The following is a 19,994-nucleotide window of genomic DNA, read 5'->3' on the forward strand; positions in this document are numbered from 1 at the left end:
ACTGGCGATTATTTTGACTTCCGCTTGTTGTAATATAGTGAAATTTAGTATATCACCATGCTTCATTAAAAAAAATCTTGGACACAAAAAAGCCCCTCGATCGAGGGGCTTTCAGGTAACGTAAGTTAGTGCACCTTACTTTACTTTTTCAACTACAGCTTTAAATGCCTCAGGATGATTCATCGCTAGGTCGGCCAATACTTTTCTGTTTAGCTCAACTTCCGCTTTTTTCAACATCCCCATTAATTGTGAATAAGAAATGCCATGTTCTCTGGCACCGGCATTGATACGCTGGATCCAAAGCTTTCTGAATTCTCTCTTCTTAGCTTTTCTATCCCTATACGCGTACTGTAAACCTTTTTCGTATTTGTTTTTTGCTACTGTCCATACGTTGCTACCTCTTCCGAAATAACCCCTAGTAGCCTTTAATACTTTTTTTCTTCTTGCTCTTGACGCTACTGCGTTTACTGATCTTGGCATAATTTGATGATTTTTTGACTCTTGGTGGCATGAGAACAAGTTCCTCCGCACTTTTTACAGACCAAGCATCTGGTGAATAAATAAACCTTAAACTTAAATTGTCGAAAATTAGATCCTCAACATGTCCTTTACTCTGTTCACATCTGACTCATGAACTTCACCCATTTTAGTAAGATTTCTCTTTCTTTTGGTGGCTTTCTTTGTCAGGATGTGGCTTTTGTAAGCATGCTTCCTTCTAATTTTCCCTGATCCACTTAGTTTGAATCGTTTTTTTGCACTTGATTTAGTTTTTACTTTAGGCATAACACTGTATTATATTTGTTGAAATTATTTCTTACTTGCTTTAGGAGCAACAAACATATTCATCCGCTTACCTTCCATTTTGGGAAGCTGTTCTACCTGCCCATATTCCTCGAGTGACTGTGCAAACTTCAACAACAGCATCTCTCCTCTTTCCTTAAAGACAATCGAACGCCCTACAAAGTGTACGTAAGCCTTCACTTTTGCCCCATCTTTCAGGAAGTTGATGGCATGCTTCAATTTAAAGTCAAAATCATGGTCGTCCGTGTTAGGGCCAAACCTGATTTCTTTCAGCACAGTCTTAGCAGCATTGGCTTTGATTTCCTTCTGCTTTTTCTTCTGCTCATATTTGAACTTTGCATAATCTATCACCTTACATACAGGTGGATCAGCGTTTGGAGAAATTTCGACGAGATCCAGATCCTGCTGCCGGGCAATTTTGATAGCTTCTTCTGTAGACATGACCACATTGCCACCTTCTACAAAATCCCCTACTACCCTTACTTCTCTGGCGCGGATCTTTTGGTTTACTTTATATGGTTCCTCTCGTCTCGGTTTAAACGGTTTTCTTCCTCTCAAAATAGTTATGGTTGATTGAATGAATTTGACTGCAAATATCGGATATTTTTTTAATTATTAAAATACCGATTCTTTTTTAGCTTTTATTTTTATTTACTCAGTGATTCCAAAATAATATTTTTGAAGTACTTCACGAAATCTTCTGGTGTAAAACTTCCCAAATCTCCTTCTCCATGCTTACGTACGGATACTTTGCCTTCTTCTTGCTCTTTTTCACCGACTATGAGCATGAAAGGCACTTTTTTCACCTCTGAGTCCCTTATTTTTCTGCCGATTTTTTCGTCTCGATTGTCTATAGATCCTGTTATGTCGTTCTCATCCAACAGCTCACGAACGGTATCGGCATAGTCAATAAATTTCTCGGAAATTGGCAAAATATTTATTTGCTCTGGTGATAGCCAAAGCGGGAAGTTACCGGCACAGTGCTCGATCAGCACGGCCACAAAACGTTCCAGTGAACCAAACGGCGCCCTGTGAATCATCACTGGACGGTGTTTCTGGTTGTCCGATCCCACATATTCCAGCTGGAAGCGGTCGGGCAGTTGATAATCCACCTGGATAGTCCCTAGCTGCCAGCTTCTGCCAAGGGCATCTTTTACCAGAAAGTCAAGCTTCGGCCCGTAGAAAGCAGCCTCACCAAGCTCGGTGATTGTCTGAAGTCCCTTTTCCTGAGCAGCTTCAACAATCGCTGCCTCGGCTTTGTTCCAAGCGTCGTCACCTCCGATATATTTTTCCTTATTTTCTGGGTCTCTCAGGGAAATCTGTGCCGTATAATCATCAAAACCCAATGCCTTGAACACATAAAGCACCAAGTCGATTACCTTGATAAACTCTTCTTTCACCTGATCGGGACGGCAGAAAATATGCGCATCATCCTGCGTAAATCCCCTTACCCTGGTCAACCCATGTAGCTCGCCGCTTTGCTCATAGCGGTAGACTGTTCCAAATTCAGCATAACGAATCGGAAGGTCCTTGTATGACCTGGGCTTGTGCTTATATATCTCACAGTGGTGAGGACAGTTCATGGGCTTCAGCAAAAACTCCTCTCCATCGTGCGGAGTGGTGATCGGCTGAAACGAATCTTTTCCATATTTCTCATAATGGCCAGAGGTCTCGTAAAGTGCCTTATGGCCAATATGTGGAGTTACCACTTGTTGGTAACCTGATTTATCTTGTGCTTTCTTCAAAAAGCCTACCAATCTCTCTCTTAACAAAGTTCCTTTTGGCAACCACAGCGGCAATCCCATCCCCACTTTTTCGGAAAAGGTGAACAGTTCCAGCTCACGACCCAGTTTCCTGTGGTCGCGCTTTTTGGCTTCCTCTACCATTGCCAAGTATTCCTTCAGCTCCTTGGCCTTAGGAAATGACACCCCATAAATACGGGTAAGCATCTTATTGTTTTCATCACCGCGCCAGTAAGCACCAGCAATGTTCATCAGTTTTACGGCTTTGATAAATCCTGTATTCGGAACGTGCGGTCCACGGCATAGATCCACAAAATTTCCCTGCTCATAAAAGGTGATCTTGCCGTCTTCCAGGCCATCGATCAGATCAAGCTTATACTCATCTCCTTTCTCCTTAAAATACGCAACGGCATCATGCTTTGAAATTTCTTTTCTGATGTACTCATTTTTCTGCTTGGCAAGTTCAGCCATCTTTTTCTCAATGGCCTCCAGCTCGCTGCCATCGATCTGCTTGTCGCCAAAATCCACATCATAATAGAATCCTGTCTCTATAGATGGACCAATACCGAATTTGACCCCTGGATAAAGTGCTTCAAGCGCCTCTGCCAATAGGTGGGCAGATGAATGCCAAAAAGTGGACTTTCCATCCTTGTCGTTCCAGGTTAATAATTGAACCTCAGCATCTTGGAAAATAGGGCGCGTAGCATCCCAAACTTCTCCATTTACTTTGGCGGCCAGGACATTCCGTGCTAATCCCTCACTGATACTAAGCGCGATTTGTAAGCCGGTAGTGCCATTTTCGTACTGCCTTACTGACCCATCAGGCAGTGTAATACTAATTAAATTGTCAGCCATTTAAAATTGTTATGCTAATATGAAACAAAACACCTTTACAAACAGGTGCATCAAGAATGCAAATATGCAAATTCAGATACGGAATTGAAAAAAATTGTCCTCACAATATTATAGCGCATTAAATAAATGTGTCGGCGACATAGTTAGATAAGGATACTTTACCAAGTTTCCAGCATTTAAGTTAGATCAAGCATAAAAATCAGGAGGGAACAAATTCAACTGACGATGACCCCGCCGGTCAGGGGCCATGGAAAAAAATCGTTGCTTATGTAGAGGAAATTAAGATTCTTACATCCTAGCATTCCGAGCTTTCGCAGACTGTCCAAAAAACTGTCAGAAAATAGATTGGCCGCCTTTGCCTTTTCGAAGGGCATAAGCGGCCAACCTGTAAATATAAATAATGATAAAAAAACTGCTCCTTACCTTACCAGGGCTGGCCAGTACCTTGTAGCAACCAGAATTTGGACCAAGGACTATTGGCTTCATCTGCTTGGGAATACGGAGTCGTTTCAAGCCTATCAAGCGCCCCTGAGGCATTGTCGGCATTGATGCTTAACTCTTCCTGCATATAATAAAACCGCAATGGAAGCACTGACCTTACCGCAAACTGACCAGCCGTCAAATCTGGTAATCCAGTCCTTCTGTAATCAAACCAGGCTTCTGTAGCGGCCGTCCAGCTGGCTATCCATTTTTGTTCCATAATTTGGGAAAGTGAACCGTCAAAAGCTGCAGCTCCGGCGATATACTCATCATAGCTTCCTTCCAGTCCCCATGCTGCCAGTGACTGGCTTACACCTGCTTGATAATACCCCGATGCATCTCCACTTATCCAGCCTTTCACTGCTGCTTCAGCCAAGTCAAACTGAACTTCAGCTGCGGTCAGAAGCCTGCATTTCAGAAAATTCCCTGAGGGCTCGGTGTACATTTCACTGAGGAATGAAACGTGTGGATTGTAGGATTGCTGTCCTGGTGTCGGATTGAGGTTGTATTCACTGGGAAGGTTGGAAATGGACGGGGGAATACCTACATACGCTGGATCGGTGTCCACTGGCTTTCCTTCAGCAACATCGCTGGCTATATAGCGTACGCCATCGCTTACTTCGTCATATCCCGCCGGTAAATCCGGATCAATCACGATTGGCACATCGATTTTAGAGGCCCATACCACCAGTCGGGCATCATCCAGTTCCTGAAGCCTGTCCACCAAGGTAGCACACATCTTTATCCGACGGTAATTGCTGCCATTACTTCCATCAAAAACCGTATTGGATGGCCAGGAAGTCCCTGAGGATACGCCTGGAAATGGCAAAGCTGCTTCATCCACTTCGACCATTATCAGTGGAAACTGTCCTGGATCATTTACGATGGCCTGAATTCCGGAAGTCGCAAAATCCGGCATTTTATCTGAAACCCGGATATAGTACCGTAACATCAAGGAATTGGCAAATTGCCGCCATTTCATCACATCCCCTTGGAACAGTACATCCTGAGGTACGGCAGTATCATTGGGAAGCCCTTGCAAGGTGGTATTTGCTTCTTGCAGCATGACAATGACGCCCTGATATATTTCTTGCTGGGTGTTAAAATTGGGCAAAAGGTATTGGTCTCCCCCCAAATCCCCCTTCAGCGCATCGGTAAAAGGGGCATCTCCCCACAAATCTGCAATTCGCCCAAAATTATAGGCATTCATTACTTTGGCTACGGCTACATAAAAAGGTAGCTCCAAGTCCTGAGCACGCTTTTCCATTAGCCGGGAATTTTCCAGAATGTTATAATATCCCGACCAGCTCTGGTTGGACCAATCGTAGTTGTTGTGGTCTTCAAACCAAGCATCTTTTTGGGTGTGCTGCATGACCCCTGCGATATTCCCAAAACCCAAATCCAGCTCACGTGTGGCCGTTTCAGTAATTACTGTAGTGATCAGAAGATTGGGGTGTACCGTTTCGGGATCAATTCCATTCGGATTGACATTGAGTTCGGTAAGATCTTGGCAGGATGACCATAGGAGCACGAAGGTTATTCCCAAGCACAAGGATCGACAAAATCTATTTTTATTGTTTTTCATGATATCATCTCTTTTCTTTTTGCTATACATTCATCAAAATTTAGCATTTAGCCTAAAGCCAATAGGAATCACCCAAGGGTTGACATTGTACCGTTCGATACCCTGTTTGAAGGTGCCGTCACTTTCAGGCTGGAAGGCATTTTCCGGATCGATACCGATTTTGGCTTTGGTCCAAAGGATAAGGTTGCTGGTGTACAGCCCTATATTGATGGATTGCATATTGAGCTTTTTGGCGGTTTCGGCAGGCACACTGTAGTTAAGGGTGGCATCCCTGAGCTTGATGTAAGAAGCATCAAACATCGCAGGCTTAAAGAAATCCCAGGGGTAGTTATCCGCGTAAGGAATGATTTTGGTACCTTCCTCCCCTAAATTTTCCTGGTATCCTGTAATCTCTCCTGCATCATTGTAAACAGGGATTACACCTGGATTAAACACCCCATCATTGAGCGTAACTGCATATTCAAAAGGGAAACCTCCACTTTCTGCCGTCGGACCACCGACAATATTGATTCCATCGGTAATATAGGTACCTTGGTTGGCCACCAGCCAGTCCCTGAGCTCCTTGCCGCTCATGCCGTTAGGGCTGATGATTTCATCCAAGAAGCGCTGGGTTTTCAGGTCGGATTCAGAGTAGCGGAACGTCTGCGAAACGAAGTCCCCTCCTTTTCGCCAATCAAACGTCAAGTTGAGGCTCCAGTTTTTGTAGCTAAGGCTGGCCTGCATTCCAGCGATAAAATCCGGATTAAAGTTGCCGATTTTGTTTTTGGCATTGGCTTGGTTGATGGCTTGCCAACTGCCGTCCTCATCCAAGATGGGATAGCCATAATAAGGCGATTCGGGATCTTCGACCGTAACCAGTTTCCGGTCATAAATACTACCTATTTCATCCCCCACATAAGACCAAGCACCTCCCCGAGAATCGTTCCAAAGGTAAAATACCTCCACCTCGTCTGTCAGCTCCTCTATTGTACTTCTGTATTTAGAAACATTGAAATTTAGGTCCAGTACAAAGTCATTGTCGATAGGCGTAAGTCCCAAGACCACTTCCCAGCCTTTACTATTGACCAGACCGGCGTTTACAAATTTGCTGGTAAAGCCAGAGGATGGTGGAAGGGTTACTGGTAAAATCTGGTTTTTGTTATCGGTATTAAAATAGGTAACGTCAAACCTCAACCTGTTCCTGAAAGCAGCCGCTTCCAGCCCAAATTCGTAAGAAGTAGCAATTTCTGGTTTCAGGTCAGGTGTTTTAAGCCCATCAGGAACTGAAAGCCGGGTCTGGCCGTCCCATTCTTCTGTGTTCGAAAGTGTAGGGAGCAAATTATAAGGGCCTGTATCGTTACCTACCTGCGCCCAGCCTGCCCGTAGCTTGATCATGTCTACCTGATCGCCCATGGGCAGCATATCACTGATGATCGCACTCAGTGAGGCCGATGGGTAAAAATATGAGCGATTGGCCGCAGGCAATGTACTGGACCAGTCATTTCTTGCAGTAAGATCCAAGTAAAGCAGGTCCTTATAACCTAAGTTTGCCAAGCCATATACACTGTAAACAGCTTTTTCAGAAATACTACTGCTGTATACCAAATTATCTGAAAGGGTATTGCTCAAGGTGTACACACCTGGCACGATCAATCCAGAGCCCTCGGCTTTTGTAGCATTTTGGGCGGTATTACCACGGTTATAGCGAAGGTTTCCCCCGGCCGAATAGGTCATGCTAAAATCAGTAAGGTCCTTTTGGTAAGTCGCCAGCACCTCGATATTGCGTTCATAGCGATCCAAGTTCACGATACCGTAACCACCATTGGGATCCTCTGTATAGCTCATCGGAATCTTAGACTCGCGCCTCTCCGAATACATGTCCAGCATGTATTTTCCTTGCAATGAAAATTCATCAGTGATTTGATAATTCAATCCGATATTGCCAAAGACCCTATTCCTGTCAAAACTGTTGTTCACCTCATAGGCCAAAAAATAGGGGTTATTATACTCTCCTAGAGCCTGGGAGCGCTGCTGAATCCCTTCTTGACCGGGCATCCAATAATCTTTCAGCTCATTGATATCAATGTGCGGGGAAAGCTTATAGGCCCATTCAAGTGGGTTGGTCCCCCTGTTTCCAGCTGGCCTGTTATCAGACCCTGTTTTGCTGATATTGATGCTGCTGCTCAGCCGAAGTTTGTCATTTATGGCCAAATCGGAATTAAGAGACAGGTTGTTTCTGTTAAAATCTGAATTGGGAATGATCCCCCAGTTGTTGAGATTGGTGTAGCCAATCCTGTAATTCATTTTTTCAGTGTTATTGGATACCGAAACCCCGTTGGTGGTAGTCACGCCGTTTCGTACAAAATTGGCCACATTATCAGGGTTTGACACCAAGGGCAAGGGAACCAAATTCCCATTTTCATCCCGTGGACTGTTCCACTGAATGGCTTCGTATCCTCTGTCAAGTTCCGGGCCAGCTCCAGCCGAGGAGCCTTCCTCAATGGTCAAGACACCTCCCGGATAAGGATTATTGTCAGGCGTATAAGGCCGTACACCGGTAGCAAAGCGACTGTGCATTGGCAGGTATTTAAAGGGTACCTCCACCAAGGTATTGGAGGAAACACTGACCGTTACTTTATCCACATTTTTTCCTGATTTGGTGGTAATCAGGACGACACCATTGCCTGCACGGGAGCCGTAAAGAGCTGCAGCACTTGGTCCTTTCAGCACAGACACACTTTCAATATCCTCAGGATTGATATCGGACATGGCATTGCCATAATCCACCTTATTATCATTTCCAATTTGACTGACATTATTGAGGGAATTGATCACTGGGACGCCATCTACCACAAACAAGGGCTGATTATCTCCGCTCAGTGAAGTAATTCCCCGGATGATCATACTCACCGATGAGCCAGTACCACCAGTGGAATTGATGCTGACACCCGGCACCCTACCGGCCAGGGATTTTAACATATTGTCCTGTCCTCCTCGCTCAAATTCCTTTCCTGACACTTCTGAAACCGCATACCCAAGGGAGCGCTCTTCCCTTCGGATGCCCAGTGCCGTCACCACTGCACCTTCCAGGTTTTGATAAGCACCTTGCAAGGTTATCCGTAAATTGGTTTGGTTACCTACCTGAATTTCCTTGGAGTGAAAGCCCACGTAACTGATCACTAGTATGGATTGGTCATCAGGTACCTCTAAACTAAATTTACCGTCCAGATCGGTAATGGTACCACTGGTGGCTCCCTTTATTTTTACCGTAGCACCAGCCAATGGATTGCCTTCTTCATCGAAGACCACCCCATCTATCTGTACCCGCTCCGCTTTCACTGTTTTATGACGAATTAGAATCGTTTGGCCAGCTTTACGGAATTCCAGTTTACTCTTTGCATTGAGCATGCTCAGCAGCTCATTCAGTTGGGCATTTCGGCTGAGCATCACTTCCTTGTCCAGCGCGGTGGCAATTTCTTCGTCATATAAAAACTTATAATCTGTTTGTTCTTCTACACTAAAAATAAATTGCTTCACCGTGACGTTAGATTGGGGAAGACTGATTTCTTGGTCTTCTGCGGAATTAGCCTCTGCGCCTAGCAAAATTGCCATGGCAAAGAGAAACATCCGTCGGAGCCAATACCCCCATAGATTTCCTTTTGTAATTTTAATTTTCATACTTTGCTAAAATTTTGAGTGGTTAATGTTCTACTTGAATTGACAGCATGGGGCCGTTCGCCAAAACAGGGCTCCATGCTTGTTTTTTGGCTTAATGGTTTGGATGATGCTCCATAGGCAGAGGGTTGATCTTTATGAGTTGGGGATTCTTTGTGTGCTCTTTATTTGCCAGAAAAGCTATTGCACGGATCATTTCGTGCACATCTTTATCGGCAAAACGACCGTTTAGCGTTAGTTGGAAAAGTGATGGATCCACCACTTCCAGGTCCACGCCATACCACCGTTCCATTTTCCGTACGACTTGATCAAATGGCGTTCTCTCAAAAGCCAGAATTCGTTCTTTCCAAAGGATTTCTTGGGCGCTTTCCATTTGATAATTTCCGTTTTTCTTATCGAAAACAATTGATTGACCCGCGGTCAGGATTTGCTCAAGCTTAGGATGGATGTTATCATGGACCGCTACTTTTCCTTCCGTCACAGTGACCTTGACTATATGCTCCTCTGGATAGGCTTCTACATTAAAAGCTGTGCCCAATACCTGAATATCCATTTGGCCACTATGAATGATAAAGGGTCTCGATTCATCTCTAGCAATGTCAAAAAAGGCTTCTCCACTGAAAGTTACCTCCCGATGGTTTTGGGATCCAAAAGATTCAAATGCCAACGTACTTCCCGCATTCAGGTAAACATGACTGCTGTCTTCCAGCAAAAAGTCCGATTGCTCACCATAGGCTGTTTCATAGGTAATGTACTGGGGTGTATTTTGGTTTGTGAAAAATAAAAGCACAGTCCCCACACCCAGCACCAGCAAGACGGATGCTGCAATGGCCCAGGATGGTATTAGCCGCTTGGCAGGCTTCTGCTCAGGATGGTGCTGCTCCATCACCTGCTCAAAGTGACGCTGAAGTACTTCCTCCACCTCTTGACTACCACTGGTAAACTCCTCCAACATCAGTTCAAATTCCTCCCTGCTGATTTCACCTTTCAGGTACCGCTCTGTTAGCCCGCTAATATTTCTTTTCGAATTTGGCATACATCTGATCTTTATCTAAAGTTCTATCCACTTAACATTCAGTAGATAAGCCCCTTTTACATAAAGACTCAAAAAAGGTATAAACAGACTACTCCGCCAAGATTAACTTTTCATTAACAACATGCCCCTACTCACTTCTACGTACTGCAGGGAAAATGCCCCATTCCGCTACTAATTTGTAGAGCTCTATAGGTTTCAGCGAATGACAAATCCAACCTATCTGCCATCCATTCATGGCTTGGCCCTTGGCTCCATGTACATCCCTGATTATAGTTGACCGGATTAATTATTAGATTTCTATTGTCAAACATAGTAATATCGGGTCCTTCCCTAGATGGAATTTTAGACCAATTCCTTTCAAACTCCTCTGGGCTTTTGTTATAGCGAGAGCTGTGACCAAGCATGACGAATTGTCTGCTCCCCGCGAGGAACAGCTTGTCCCGGAGGCTATCGGAAACCAGGCAGTCTCGTCTAAAGAGAGGGAGATTGCTTCACTCCCTTGTTTTGCGTTCGCAATGTTATTCTCATGTCTCAATACTCATATCTTGATACTTTATCCTTCTTTCTAAATTGGTCTGATATCTTCCCCAGATCCACTGATCAAGCCTAAATACCTTCCCATCCAGTACGGTAATAACCAAATATCTCCAGCGCTGTATTCAGCTTTTCCTTCACCGCCACCATCCAGCGCAAATCGGTTGGCATTATGCCTGCGAATTCGGAGTTCGTCCGGTGGCAGTACTTTGGCGGTAGCTTGCTCTCTAAAGTTGGTATCCAGCATAACAATGTCTTTTCGATGGCTATTGACCATTGTCCAATCGATCAGATCCATGGGATATTGTTTCAAGTACCAAATGGCCTCCTCCTGATCAAAATCATCAGGTGAAACCATGGCAGTAAAAATATTCCACAAACCATCCTTCTCAGGGCGCTCGGCTTCCCAGTGGTCCTTGATGGCAGTCTTATATTGGGTTTTCAAAGAATCATTAAAGGCATAGCGATAAAGCCCCCAATAGCCCAAAAAGTACATTTCATCATCAGAATGATTCCAGCTCTGGGATAACATCTCCGCCCAATCATCTGAGTCTTCAGTTGCCTTGCCTATATCTTCCATTGGCACCATCAGGTTTTGAAGATAGCCATGGTCTTCCATCAGCTCAAAGGCCTTTTCCTTATAGATTTCCTTTTTGGTAAAATGATAGGCCGTTTGGAGCATTGCAATGATATTGGAAGAATTCAGCTTTCGATCACCTACCATCGGTGGAAAACCGTTTACATAGTCAGGATTCCATTTTCCCCAAAGTGTAGGTTTGCCGTCATAATCGACCAGATAATAATCATGGTCCACCACGTGCTGCATCAATGCATCCAATAACTGGATTGCCTTATTTCTGATAGCAGGCACCTTAACCACTTCTGCCAGCACCCCAAAAGCAAACACATGCCCTATTGCCTCATCACTGCTGGTAGTCGCTTTCCAATCCCACTCAGGGTGATCAGACCGTTGCCACCGCTCTGGATCGGAAAGGTGCTCTTTGTAACCTGATCGGTTAAAGGACCGGGAAGGAAATCCTTCTACCGGATTAATGGTATAAAGCCTTTCCATGGCATCTAGCGACTCACGGCAATTTTCCAGGGCTTCTGCATCCCCATTGACGCCGTACCTAAAAGCCTGCCCTGCAAGGTACATCGCTGTCCATAAACCATCATTGTCCGAGTCCTTGAGCATGCCCGTATCTACATTACCTTTTTCCATATTTCCCAAAGTGGCATTAAAGCCAAATCGGATATGGCGGTTTCTTACCTGATCTTCAAAATACATCGCCTTTTCATATAGGGTTTGCGTGTTAAAATCAAGCTTGGAAAGTCCCTTGTCTGTCAAAAGCAGCACCTGTCCATTTTTTGCTTTGGCTATATCTATTACCCGCTGCCCAACCAACCACCGGTCCCCAAAGTAATAATCAAAGCGCCCATCTTTTTTCACCCTAAAAGCACCCTTATCAGACCCTAACCAAAGTGATCCATCAATATTTTTTATAGAAGTGATGGCTGGACATGGAAGCTGGGAATTTTTGGTGGATGCTTTGTTTGTGGTTAAATCATAGGTGAAGTAGCCATCAGCTGTCCCGACAGCGATCTTTTGGCCACCATTGATAAAATCAAAACAGGTCAAGTTAATACTACTGTACAGATTGGTCAATAGTCCGTCATCCTCATCCAAACTGAAAATCGCGGTTTCTGAAAGTAAATAATAGGTCTTTAAAGCGGGGTTATATTTTACCATAAGCAGCTTTTCAGGCATGTTGATTTTCCATACTATTTCGTTTGCCTTTATGACATGAATGAGTTCTTTTCCAGCAACCAAAAAAGTAAAACGCTCCGAAGGGCTTACGATCCTCGCCCCTGCCACGCCATGGATATCAAATAGCTTTCCTGCCCAGGCATTTGACAAGACCGCCATACTATCCAAATAGACAAATTGCTCCTGATAGAGCACCATGTCACGCAGTTTCTTGTCGCTTAACGCACGGTACGTCCGATCCTTTACAAGTTTTCCTGGATATAAAAAAGCTCCGCCATGTGGCCTGAATAATCCTTCCCGGGTGAGTACCTGAATGACACCATTCCTGTCCTCACTTACCTTCAAGGCTTCTTGTGGCGTTTCAAAAGGATATTTGATACTTACTTCCTGTTCGAAAGGGATATCCGGATAGGCCACAGGTTTGCTTAAGTTATCATCTGCACCTTTGCTCTGGCAGGCACAAATACATAAGGTAACGGCGAGGCATAGCAGAAGTAGATGTGTATTGGATTTTGACATTGGTATACTAGGTTGATGGATGTAAAACTGAACGGTTTATCTGAAAGGATTACGCTACTTGAGGCAAATCGGGCTATTCAAAAATGTAACGCTGGATCCAAGACTATATACTTTATGGATTTTTTATCATCGGAAAGATGATAAGAATAGGTAATGTGCAGCAGGTCGTCCGCACCGCGTAGCATGCTGGGATAGGAGAATTTCCCCCTCTTCATCCTGTCATATTCTACCTTCCCCAAAGCCGTCCACGAAGCCCCTTCATCCTCAGAAACATATAGGGTCAATAGGTAGCGGCCATCGACGATATCATTACCTAAAAACAGCCAATGTCCCTCATCCCACTTGATCATTTCCACACTGGCTGTATTAGGAATAGCAGTCTTGGTAGATGCCGTCCAAGTGTGGCCGTTATCCATGGAAATGCTCTGGTGCACCCGTGCAGGCGCATCGCCACTATCCCGCATCAACGCCAAAATATCCCCATTTTTCCTTCTCGCCAATGCTGGCTGAATAGCCCCTCTTCCTACTATTGGCAAACTTGGACTCCAAGTCATTCCGTCATCCTCTGAAATAGCCATCATGGAAAAGTTAAATCCATCAGAATATAGTGGCAAAATAATTCTGCTTCCTTCCATCAATGGCTTTATCCGCGTCATCCAACCTATGCTGCGCTTGGACGGGTCTTTGGCCGCCGATATGATCTGTTCGTCATATGGACGCGCATATTCTGCCCATCCGCCAGTGCTTTTGGGGAGGGCCGAAAGCTGCTGATCTACCGCTTGGGCAAATTCTCCTCCCGGTTTTAGGAAAATATTGTCTTGCCAATTCCATTTTGGCAACCCATGTCCAGTGTAATCCTTTGCAGTCTTTACCCGTAGCACCGACTGTTCCCACCGATTGGCCAGTACCGCGATCCAGACCAAAAACAATTTCCCTTGGTCATTTATAAACACCACGGGATTACAATCCGGAATACCGGGTGTGTCCGCCATGATAAAAGGTTTACTCCATTGTCCTTTTCCCTTTTGGCAGGTAGCTCCCATGATCAGTACATCATCGGCTGTTCTTTCTCCCGATCCTTGAAACCATACAGCCAACCAATTTCCATTTTTAAGTTCTACCAAACTACTGCCATGAACATGCTTGTCCTGCAACGGAAAGATCAATACTTCTTCCTTTAACGACTTTTCCAAAAGGCCTTTTTCCTGTGCATCCACTCCCCCAATACAGCATAATACCAATACCAGGATACGCAAGAAGCTAGCATAATTTTTGGGTATCGCTTGCGCTAAAATATTTAGGTTAGAAAGTTTCATAGCTTACTGGTTTTTAATAAGATGACTGCATTATAGTTAAAAAAGACTAGTGCAACTTCTTTTGAATCCCCGTTAGTTGGAGGACAACAACGCCTTTGACCAGTAGTCCATGTTTGATGGTTTGAAGTAATTAAATCAATACCTTATCTTTTTTACGATGAAAATAGGAATTGATTTAGGAGGCACTAAAGTTCAGATTGGCCTAGAAGAAAATGGTGCCATTGTACGACAGCAAAAGGCATTTTTGAACAAAAAGGACAACCTGGAAGCTACCTTGACACAGCTTAAGGACTTTATCCGGCCCTTTATCTCCCCGGGAGTCTCGGGCATTGGCATTGGTGTCCCCTCTGTGGTGGATACCGCCAGAGGGATCGTGTATAATGTCACCAATATCCCCGCCTGGGAAAAAGTCCATTTAAGGGATATTTTGGAAGCTGAATTCCAACTCCCCGTGATGGTCAATAATGATGTTAACTGCTTTGTACTGGGCGAGCATCGTTTCGGCATAGGAAAATCATTTCGCAATATCGTCGGGATATGCATTGGTACAGGACTGGGAGCAGGCTTGGTACTGGGCGATCAGCTCTATATGGGCCATAATTGTGGCGCTGGCGAAATCGGTCTTGTCCCCTATTTAGACCATAATATTGAATATTACGCTAGTGGAAACTTCTTCAGTGCCCTTTATGACACAACAGCCCTGGAAGCCTTTCATGCTGCCACAGCAGGAGATCAAATGGCTTGCAGGCAATGGGAAGAATTCGGCCAACATTTTGGGAAATCTATTTTGGCAGTTTTGTATACCTATGATCCAGAAGCCATTATCATCGGCGGTTCCATTTCCAAGGCATATCCCTTTTTTAGCCAATCCCTCCAAAAAACATTGACAGAATTTATCTATCCCGAATCATTTAAACGGCTAAAAATACTAATTTCAGAAAACGAAAACATTCCCATGTTGGGAGCTGCTGCCTTAACCCACTTGAACTTATCCCGCTGATATGAAAAGAAATCCACTCATTGTTCTTTTAATATTGCTCATTTTCTTCGTCATATCTTTTTTAACCAACATCCTTGGTCCTATCATCCCAGATATCATCGAAAGCTTTGACCTGAGCCTTGCTTTGGCTGGTTTTCTGCCTTTTTCGTTCTTTGTGGCTTACGGTGTAATGTCCATTCCTGCTGGCCTGTTAGTAGAAAAGTACCAAGAGAAAAAGGTGCTCTTGGCTGCATTTATGATGGCATTTATGGGTGCATTGATCTTTGCACTCTACACGGGTTTTACGATAGCGCTGGTATCACTTTTTATCATCGGTATTGGCATGGCCATGCTCCAGGTGGTGATCAATCCTCTTTTGCGAACAGCAGGCGGTGAAACTCATTTTGCGTTTAATTCTGTCCTGGGTCAATTGGCTTTTGGAGCTGCTTCCTTTCTCAGCCCTAAACTATATAGTTATTTGGTCACCAACATCCATACCGGATCAACTTCTCCCTTCATCAAAATACTCAATCCATTAGTTCCAGATCAAATGAACTGGGTTTCGCTGTATTGGGTATTTGCAGTCATTGCGCTGGTGATGGTCATCATATTGTCCCTTGTCAAATTTCCCAAAGTTGCCTTGGCCGATGATGAAAAAATAAACATCCAGGGAGCCTTTAAGGAATTGATGGCCAATAAAACCGTCCATCTCTACTTCCTTGGGATATTCTGCTATGTGGGCACGGAACAGGGAATAGCCAACTGGATTTCCAAATTCCTTCAAACTTACCACCATCTGGACCCAGCAGCCGAAGGTGCCCGCACGATTTCTTATTTCTGGGGATTACTCACCCTTGGCTGTCTTTTGGGATTGATACTGCTAAAAGTGATGGACAGTAAAACGGTCCTCAGGCTTTTCACCTCTGGTGCTATTATCACCCTTTTACTCGCCTTATTTGGTACTGTTGAAATGGCCTTGGTAGCCTTTCCACTGACAGGCTTTTTTGCTTCTGTGATGTGGTCGGTTATTGTTTCCTTAGCGCTAAATTCGGTACCCCGGCATCATGGAACGTTATCGGGCTTGCTCTGTACTGGGATTGTAGGTGGTGCAGTGGTTCCGCTCATTGTCGGTGCACTTGCAGAAATTATTGGGCTGCGATTGGCGATGCTTTTTTTATTGGTCACCTTGGGCTATATCTTTAGTATTGGGATTTGGGCCACGCCATTAGTGAAAAATGCAACCATTGCATCGATAAAAGACCTATTTCATCGTCAAAACTAATGCTATGTACAAGGTGATTTTACTTCTGGATTTTGCGGAGGAATATAGTAAAAGTTTACTGAAGGGCATTTCTAAATATGCTTCCGAACATGGGCGATGGACATTTTGTCGCATGCCGCTATATTATCGAGAAACCAAGGGTATGGAAGGCATCTTGGATTGGGCAAAGGAATGGGGAGCCGATGGTATCATTGGCCAGTTATACAATGAAATGGACATCCAACAAATCCTTGATTCCGGCATCCCAGTTATTGCGCAGGATTTTAAAGAACGCTTCGATGCCCTGCCAAACATCACTGGTGAATACCATAAAATGGGCCAATTGGGCGCGGATTATTTCCTAAAAAAAGGATTTAAGCATTTTGCCTTTTATGGCTTTAACAATATCGTCTGGTCAAGGGAACGCGCAGAGGGATTCGAACAGCATATCAATGCCCATGGATATGAAGTCCATTATTTTGAGCATCGCAAAGCACGGTCTACGGATATCTGGTACTATAAAAGTAGCTCTTTGAGTAATTGGCTCCTCTCTTTACCCAAGCCCATTGCGCTGATGACCTGTGACGACAATCAAGGGCTGCACATTACCGAAGTATGCCGCCAAAATGATATCCGCATTCCCGAAGAAGTGGCTGTGCTGGGCGTAGACAACGACGTCATGCTGTGTGAACTCTCTGATCCACCGCTTTCCAGTATTGCAATGGACATCGAAAAAGGCGGCTATGATACTGCCAAACTACTGGAGCACATGATCGTCAATGGCAATAGGTCCTATTATGACATCATTGTTGAAGCCACCCAAATTATCACACGGCAATCTACCGACATTTACGCTACCAATGACACCCATATTGCTTCTACGCTAAAGTATATCCACCAACATATCGAAGACAATTTGCATGTAAACGACGTGGTCAGGCAGGTACCGCTTTCGAGGAGATCCCTTGAAAAACGTTTTCTACAAATCACAGGCTATCCCATCTACAAGTATATTTTTAATCTTCGTATCGAAAAATTCACTCAAAAACTATTGGAAACAGATATGACCGTATTTGAGATAGCAATGGATATGGGCCTCACCGACAGCAAAAACATCGCCCGCCAATTCAGACAGGTAAAAGGCTGCAATCCCATCGAATACCGCAAAAAATACCTTGCAGGAAAGTAGACGCTTTTCAATTGTCATCCAATGTTACAAAAAAGGTAATTTTTTCAAGGTTTTATCACTGCATTCCAGTAACTTGGTTTTCGAAATACATTTTAATTAATTTGAAATACTTTTTAATACAATTAAAAGTGTTTTTTACATACAGTATTGCAATACTTATTAGTATTATCAAACATAAAAGATAAAGTATGAGCGCAATAAAATATCGTCCAGAAGTAGACGGATTAAGGACTGTTGCAGTTATCCCTGTGATCCTATTTCATCTAGGTTTGAGTTGGATAAAAGGAGGTTTTTACGGTGTAGATGTGTTTTTTGTAATTTCCGGTTTTTTGATCACTTCTATCATTGTTAAAAATCTTGAAGCGGAAAAATTCACATTCTCAGATTTCTGGTTACGTAGAGTACGAAGAATATTACCTGCCTTGATTGGAGTAATCATATTCTGTTTTTTGATTTTTCCCTTTTTAATTTTTGAAGGCGATTTAAAATACATGGCCCAAGATGGTTTGGCGGCTCTTTTTTCAGTGGCTAATTTTAACGCCTATTTGAACTTAGGAGATTACTGGGGAGGAAGGGCTGAATCCTCTATATTCCTCCATGCTTGGTCACTATCAGTCGAAGAACAATTCTATTTAGTTTATCCCATCATTTTGTATTTCTTACACAAAAAAGGTAAAAGTATGCTAAAATGGGTTGTCTTGATTGTGATAGTAAGCTTTTTATGGTATTCCTTTGCGGTCATGTATGAAGCGGCACAGTTTCCACTCAATATCATCTCCAGTAATTCACTGGCCTTCTATATGATTCCATCTAGAGCTTGGGAGCTTGGTGCGGGGGGAGTCATCGCCCTCCTAGCCAGAAATGGTTACGGAGAAAAGTTAACTTCCTCGTTAAAATCAACTCTTTCCTTGATTGGTTTAGCAATGATATTTCTTGGCTATTTTATACCTACCAATGGAGGCATAAGCCTTTTTGCCCTGCTACCAGTAATTGGCTCATGTCTGTTCATCCTTTTCGCATCAACGAGTAGTCCGGCCGGAAACCTACTGAGCAATGGAACAATGGTATACATTGGAAAAATTTCCTATTCACTATACTTATGGCATTGGCCATTTTGCGTACTATTTCACAGATATCTATCTCCTAAGTTTGGACTTTCTGACTTTACTTCGAGTATTCTCATTATAGTACTTACAGTGGTCCTGTCTATTTTATCCTATAATTTAGTAGAAACCAAAACCCGTTTTTATCAACATACGGTCAAATTGGTCGGCGGACTTGCTGTCCTCATCTTAGCCACAAGTTCCTACTTCATTTATTTCTACATTATAAATTACGATAAGGTACCCTTTAACTATGTAGAAGCCTACTTTGATTATTATCAGATGGGCAAGAAAAAGTCTGAAAGCGGTAAAGAAATGGAAAAAAGTAAGGAAGACCACACCATAAGATTCTATCCCCTCCATGAAACCAACGAAGCCTATAAAACTGGAGGTCTGGTCATAGGGAATAATCAAATGAAAAAGCCTGAAATAATGATGATGGGAGATTCCCATGCCACCGGATGGGCAAAGGTGGTTCATGAAATCACAGATAGCCTTTCCTCCAAAATCTCCTATTATACGCAAACTGGCTTTTATCCATTCTTCAAGATTGAAGACGAAATCGATGATAATTTCTTCGGTAATGATTGGGAGGGCTACCCCACAAACGTTCTCAAAACTTTAGAAGATTCTTCCATAAAATTACTTATTATGGCCGCTCGTATGGAAAATAGAGACCAAGAAGCTTTTGATAAATTCGAAAGTTTCTGTGACTATGCCAACTCATTGGACAAAAAGGTCCTTATCATTAATCAAGTTCCCCTTTGGAGCAAATGGTCTTCTAAAAACTCCGCTGTAGTTCTAAGTTATTTTGATATTCAGCCCAACGGTGCAAAACAATATTTAAATTGTATCGAGAAAAATGAAATGGTAGAAGTTTCCAACGAAAAACTGAACCAAATAGCAAGTAAATATCCTCATGTTTCAGTATTTGACTCCTATTCTATTTTTATGAACGAGAATAAAGTTTGGATAGCAGATGATAAAGATGTTCTTTATTTTGACGACGATCACCTTAGCTATCAAGGTACATTAAGAGCTAAAGACTATTTATATGCCACAATTAAATCCTTGGTAACAACCAATGGATACTTTGATGAGAAAACAGAAAGTCACATTAAGCAAACATCTTATACAGACAATTAAAAGGTAAAAATTCTACGCATGGGAAT

13 protein-coding genes are annotated in these 19,994 nt (G+C 43.4%); 4 read left to right on the forward strand and 9 right to left on the reverse strand.

From position 1 onward, the window contains the following. Positions 1-135: 135 nt before the first annotated feature. From rplT to FKX85_RS16345, 9 genes are all read right to left on the reverse strand, one after another. Positions 136-480, reverse strand: coding sequence for a 50S ribosomal protein L20 (gene rplT, locus FKX85_RS16305; RefSeq protein WP_137403791.1), 345 nt, complete (start codon positions 478-480; stop codon positions 136-138). Between the two features lie 108 nt (positions 481-588). Continuing rightward, positions 589-783, reverse strand: coding sequence for a 50S ribosomal protein L35 (rpmI, locus tag FKX85_RS16310; protein ID WP_015267192.1), 195 nt, complete (start codon positions 781-783; stop codon positions 589-591). Between the two features lie 24 nt (positions 784-807). Beyond that, positions 808-1,359, reverse strand: coding sequence for a translation initiation factor IF-3 (gene infC / locus FKX85_RS16315; protein ID WP_141615748.1), 552 nt, complete (start codon positions 1,357-1,359; stop codon positions 808-810). Between the two features lie 89 nt (positions 1,360-1,448). Continuing rightward, positions 1,449-3,398, reverse strand: a complete 1,950-nt coding sequence (thrS, locus tag FKX85_RS16320) for a threonine--tRNA ligase (RefSeq protein WP_141615749.1) — start codon at positions 3,396-3,398, stop codon at positions 1,449-1,451. A gap of 424 nt (positions 3,399-3,822) precedes the next feature. Further along, a complete protein-coding gene (locus FKX85_RS16325) occupies positions 3,823-5,463 on the reverse strand; it encodes a SusD/RagB family nutrient-binding outer membrane lipoprotein (RefSeq protein WP_141615750.1) in 1,641 nt (546 codons plus the stop codon). 33 nt (positions 5,464-5,496) lie between these two features. Continuing rightward, positions 5,497-9,120: a SusC/RagA family TonB-linked outer membrane protein gene (locus tag FKX85_RS16330; protein ID WP_141615751.1), complete on the reverse strand. Its 3,624-nt coding sequence runs from the start codon at positions 9,118-9,120 to the stop codon at positions 5,497-5,499. A gap of 91 nt (positions 9,121-9,211) precedes the next feature. Then, the gene (locus FKX85_RS16335) at positions 9,212-10,153 is read right to left on the reverse strand and encodes a FecR family protein (protein ID WP_141615752.1); all 942 of its coding nucleotides are present in this window, start codon (positions 10,151-10,153) and stop codon (positions 9,212-9,214) included. 565 nt (positions 10,154-10,718) lie between these two features. Then, positions 10,719-12,974 (reverse strand): ligand-binding sensor domain-containing protein, encoded by a 2,256-nt coding sequence (locus tag FKX85_RS16340; protein ID WP_141615753.1) that lies wholly within the window; start codon positions 12,972-12,974, stop codon positions 10,719-10,721. Positions 12,975-13,051: 77 nt separating this feature from the next. Beyond that, positions 13,052-14,290 carry a sialidase family protein gene (locus FKX85_RS16345; protein WP_141615754.1) on the reverse strand — a complete coding sequence of 413 codons (1,239 nt, stop codon included), beginning with the start codon at positions 14,288-14,290 and terminating at the stop codon, positions 13,052-13,054. A 157-nt stretch (positions 14,291-14,447) separates the two neighbouring features. On the opposite strand from FKX85_RS16345, the gene FKX85_RS16350 reads away from it, so the two are divergent. From FKX85_RS16350 to FKX85_RS16365, 4 genes are all read left to right on the forward strand, one after another. Beyond that, on the forward strand, positions 14,448-15,290 hold the full coding sequence (locus FKX85_RS16350) for an ROK family protein (RefSeq protein WP_141615755.1): 843 nt from the start codon (positions 14,448-14,450) through the stop codon (positions 15,288-15,290). A gap of 1 nt (position 15,291) precedes the next feature. After that, positions 15,292-16,551 (forward strand): MFS transporter, encoded by a 1,260-nt coding sequence (locus FKX85_RS16355; RefSeq protein ID WP_141615756.1) that lies wholly within the window; start codon positions 15,292-15,294, stop codon positions 16,549-16,551. A 4-nt stretch (positions 16,552-16,555) separates the two neighbouring features. Further along, complete coding sequence (locus FKX85_RS16360; protein ID WP_141615757.1) at positions 16,556-17,719, forward strand: AraC family transcriptional regulator; 1,164 nt, start codon at positions 16,556-16,558, stop codon at positions 17,717-17,719. A gap of 188 nt (positions 17,720-17,907) precedes the next feature. Continuing rightward, positions 17,908-19,968 (forward strand): acyltransferase family protein, encoded by a 2,061-nt coding sequence (locus FKX85_RS16365; RefSeq protein WP_141615758.1) that lies wholly within the window; start codon positions 17,908-17,910, stop codon positions 19,966-19,968. The last annotated feature ends 26 nt before the right edge of the window (positions 19,969-19,994 follow it).

The organism is Echinicola soli, from assembly GCF_006575665.1.
In the GTDB taxonomy this organism is placed as follows: Bacteria; Bacteroidota; Bacteroidia; order Cytophagales; family Cyclobacteriaceae; genus Echinicola; species Echinicola soli.

Bases quoted from the DNA above. Each gene is read 5' to 3' on its own strand.
- rplT (WP_137403791.1), bottom strand. From the start codon at position 480: ATGCCAAGATCAGTAAACGCAGTAGCGTCAAGAGCAAGAAGAAAAAAA.
- rpmI (WP_015267192.1), bottom strand. From the start codon at position 783: ATGCCTAAAGTAAAAACTAAATCAAGTGCAAAAAAACGATTCAAACTA.
- thrS (WP_141615749.1), bottom strand. From the start codon at position 3,398: ATGGCTGACAATTTAATTAGTATTACACTGCCTGATGGGTCAGTAAGG.
- FKX85_RS16325 (WP_141615750.1), bottom strand. From the start codon at position 5,463: ATGAAAAACAATAAAAATAGATTTTGTCGATCCTTGTGCTTGGGAATA.
- FKX85_RS16330 (WP_141615751.1), bottom strand. From the start codon at position 9,120: ATGAAAATTAAAATTACAAAAGGAAATCTATGGGGGTATTGGCTCCGA.
- FKX85_RS16335 (WP_141615752.1), bottom strand. From the start codon at position 10,153: ATGCCAAATTCGAAAAGAAATATTAGCGGGCTAACAGAGCGGTACCTG.
- FKX85_RS16340 (WP_141615753.1), bottom strand. From the start codon at position 12,974: ATGTCAAAATCCAATACACATCTACTTCTGCTATGCCTCGCCGTTACC.
- FKX85_RS16345 (WP_141615754.1), bottom strand. From the start codon at position 14,290: ATGAAACTTTCTAACCTAAATATTTTAGCGCAAGCGATACCCAAAAAT.
- FKX85_RS16350 (WP_141615755.1), top strand. From the start codon at position 14,448: ATGAAAATAGGAATTGATTTAGGAGGCACTAAAGTTCAGATTGGCCTA.
- FKX85_RS16355 (WP_141615756.1), top strand. From the start codon at position 15,292: ATGAAAAGAAATCCACTCATTGTTCTTTTAATATTGCTCATTTTCTTC.
- FKX85_RS16360 (WP_141615757.1), top strand. From the start codon at position 16,556: ATGTACAAGGTGATTTTACTTCTGGATTTTGCGGAGGAATATAGTAAA.
- FKX85_RS16365 (WP_141615758.1), top strand. From the start codon at position 17,908: ATGAGCGCAATAAAATATCGTCCAGAAGTAGACGGATTAAGGACTGTT.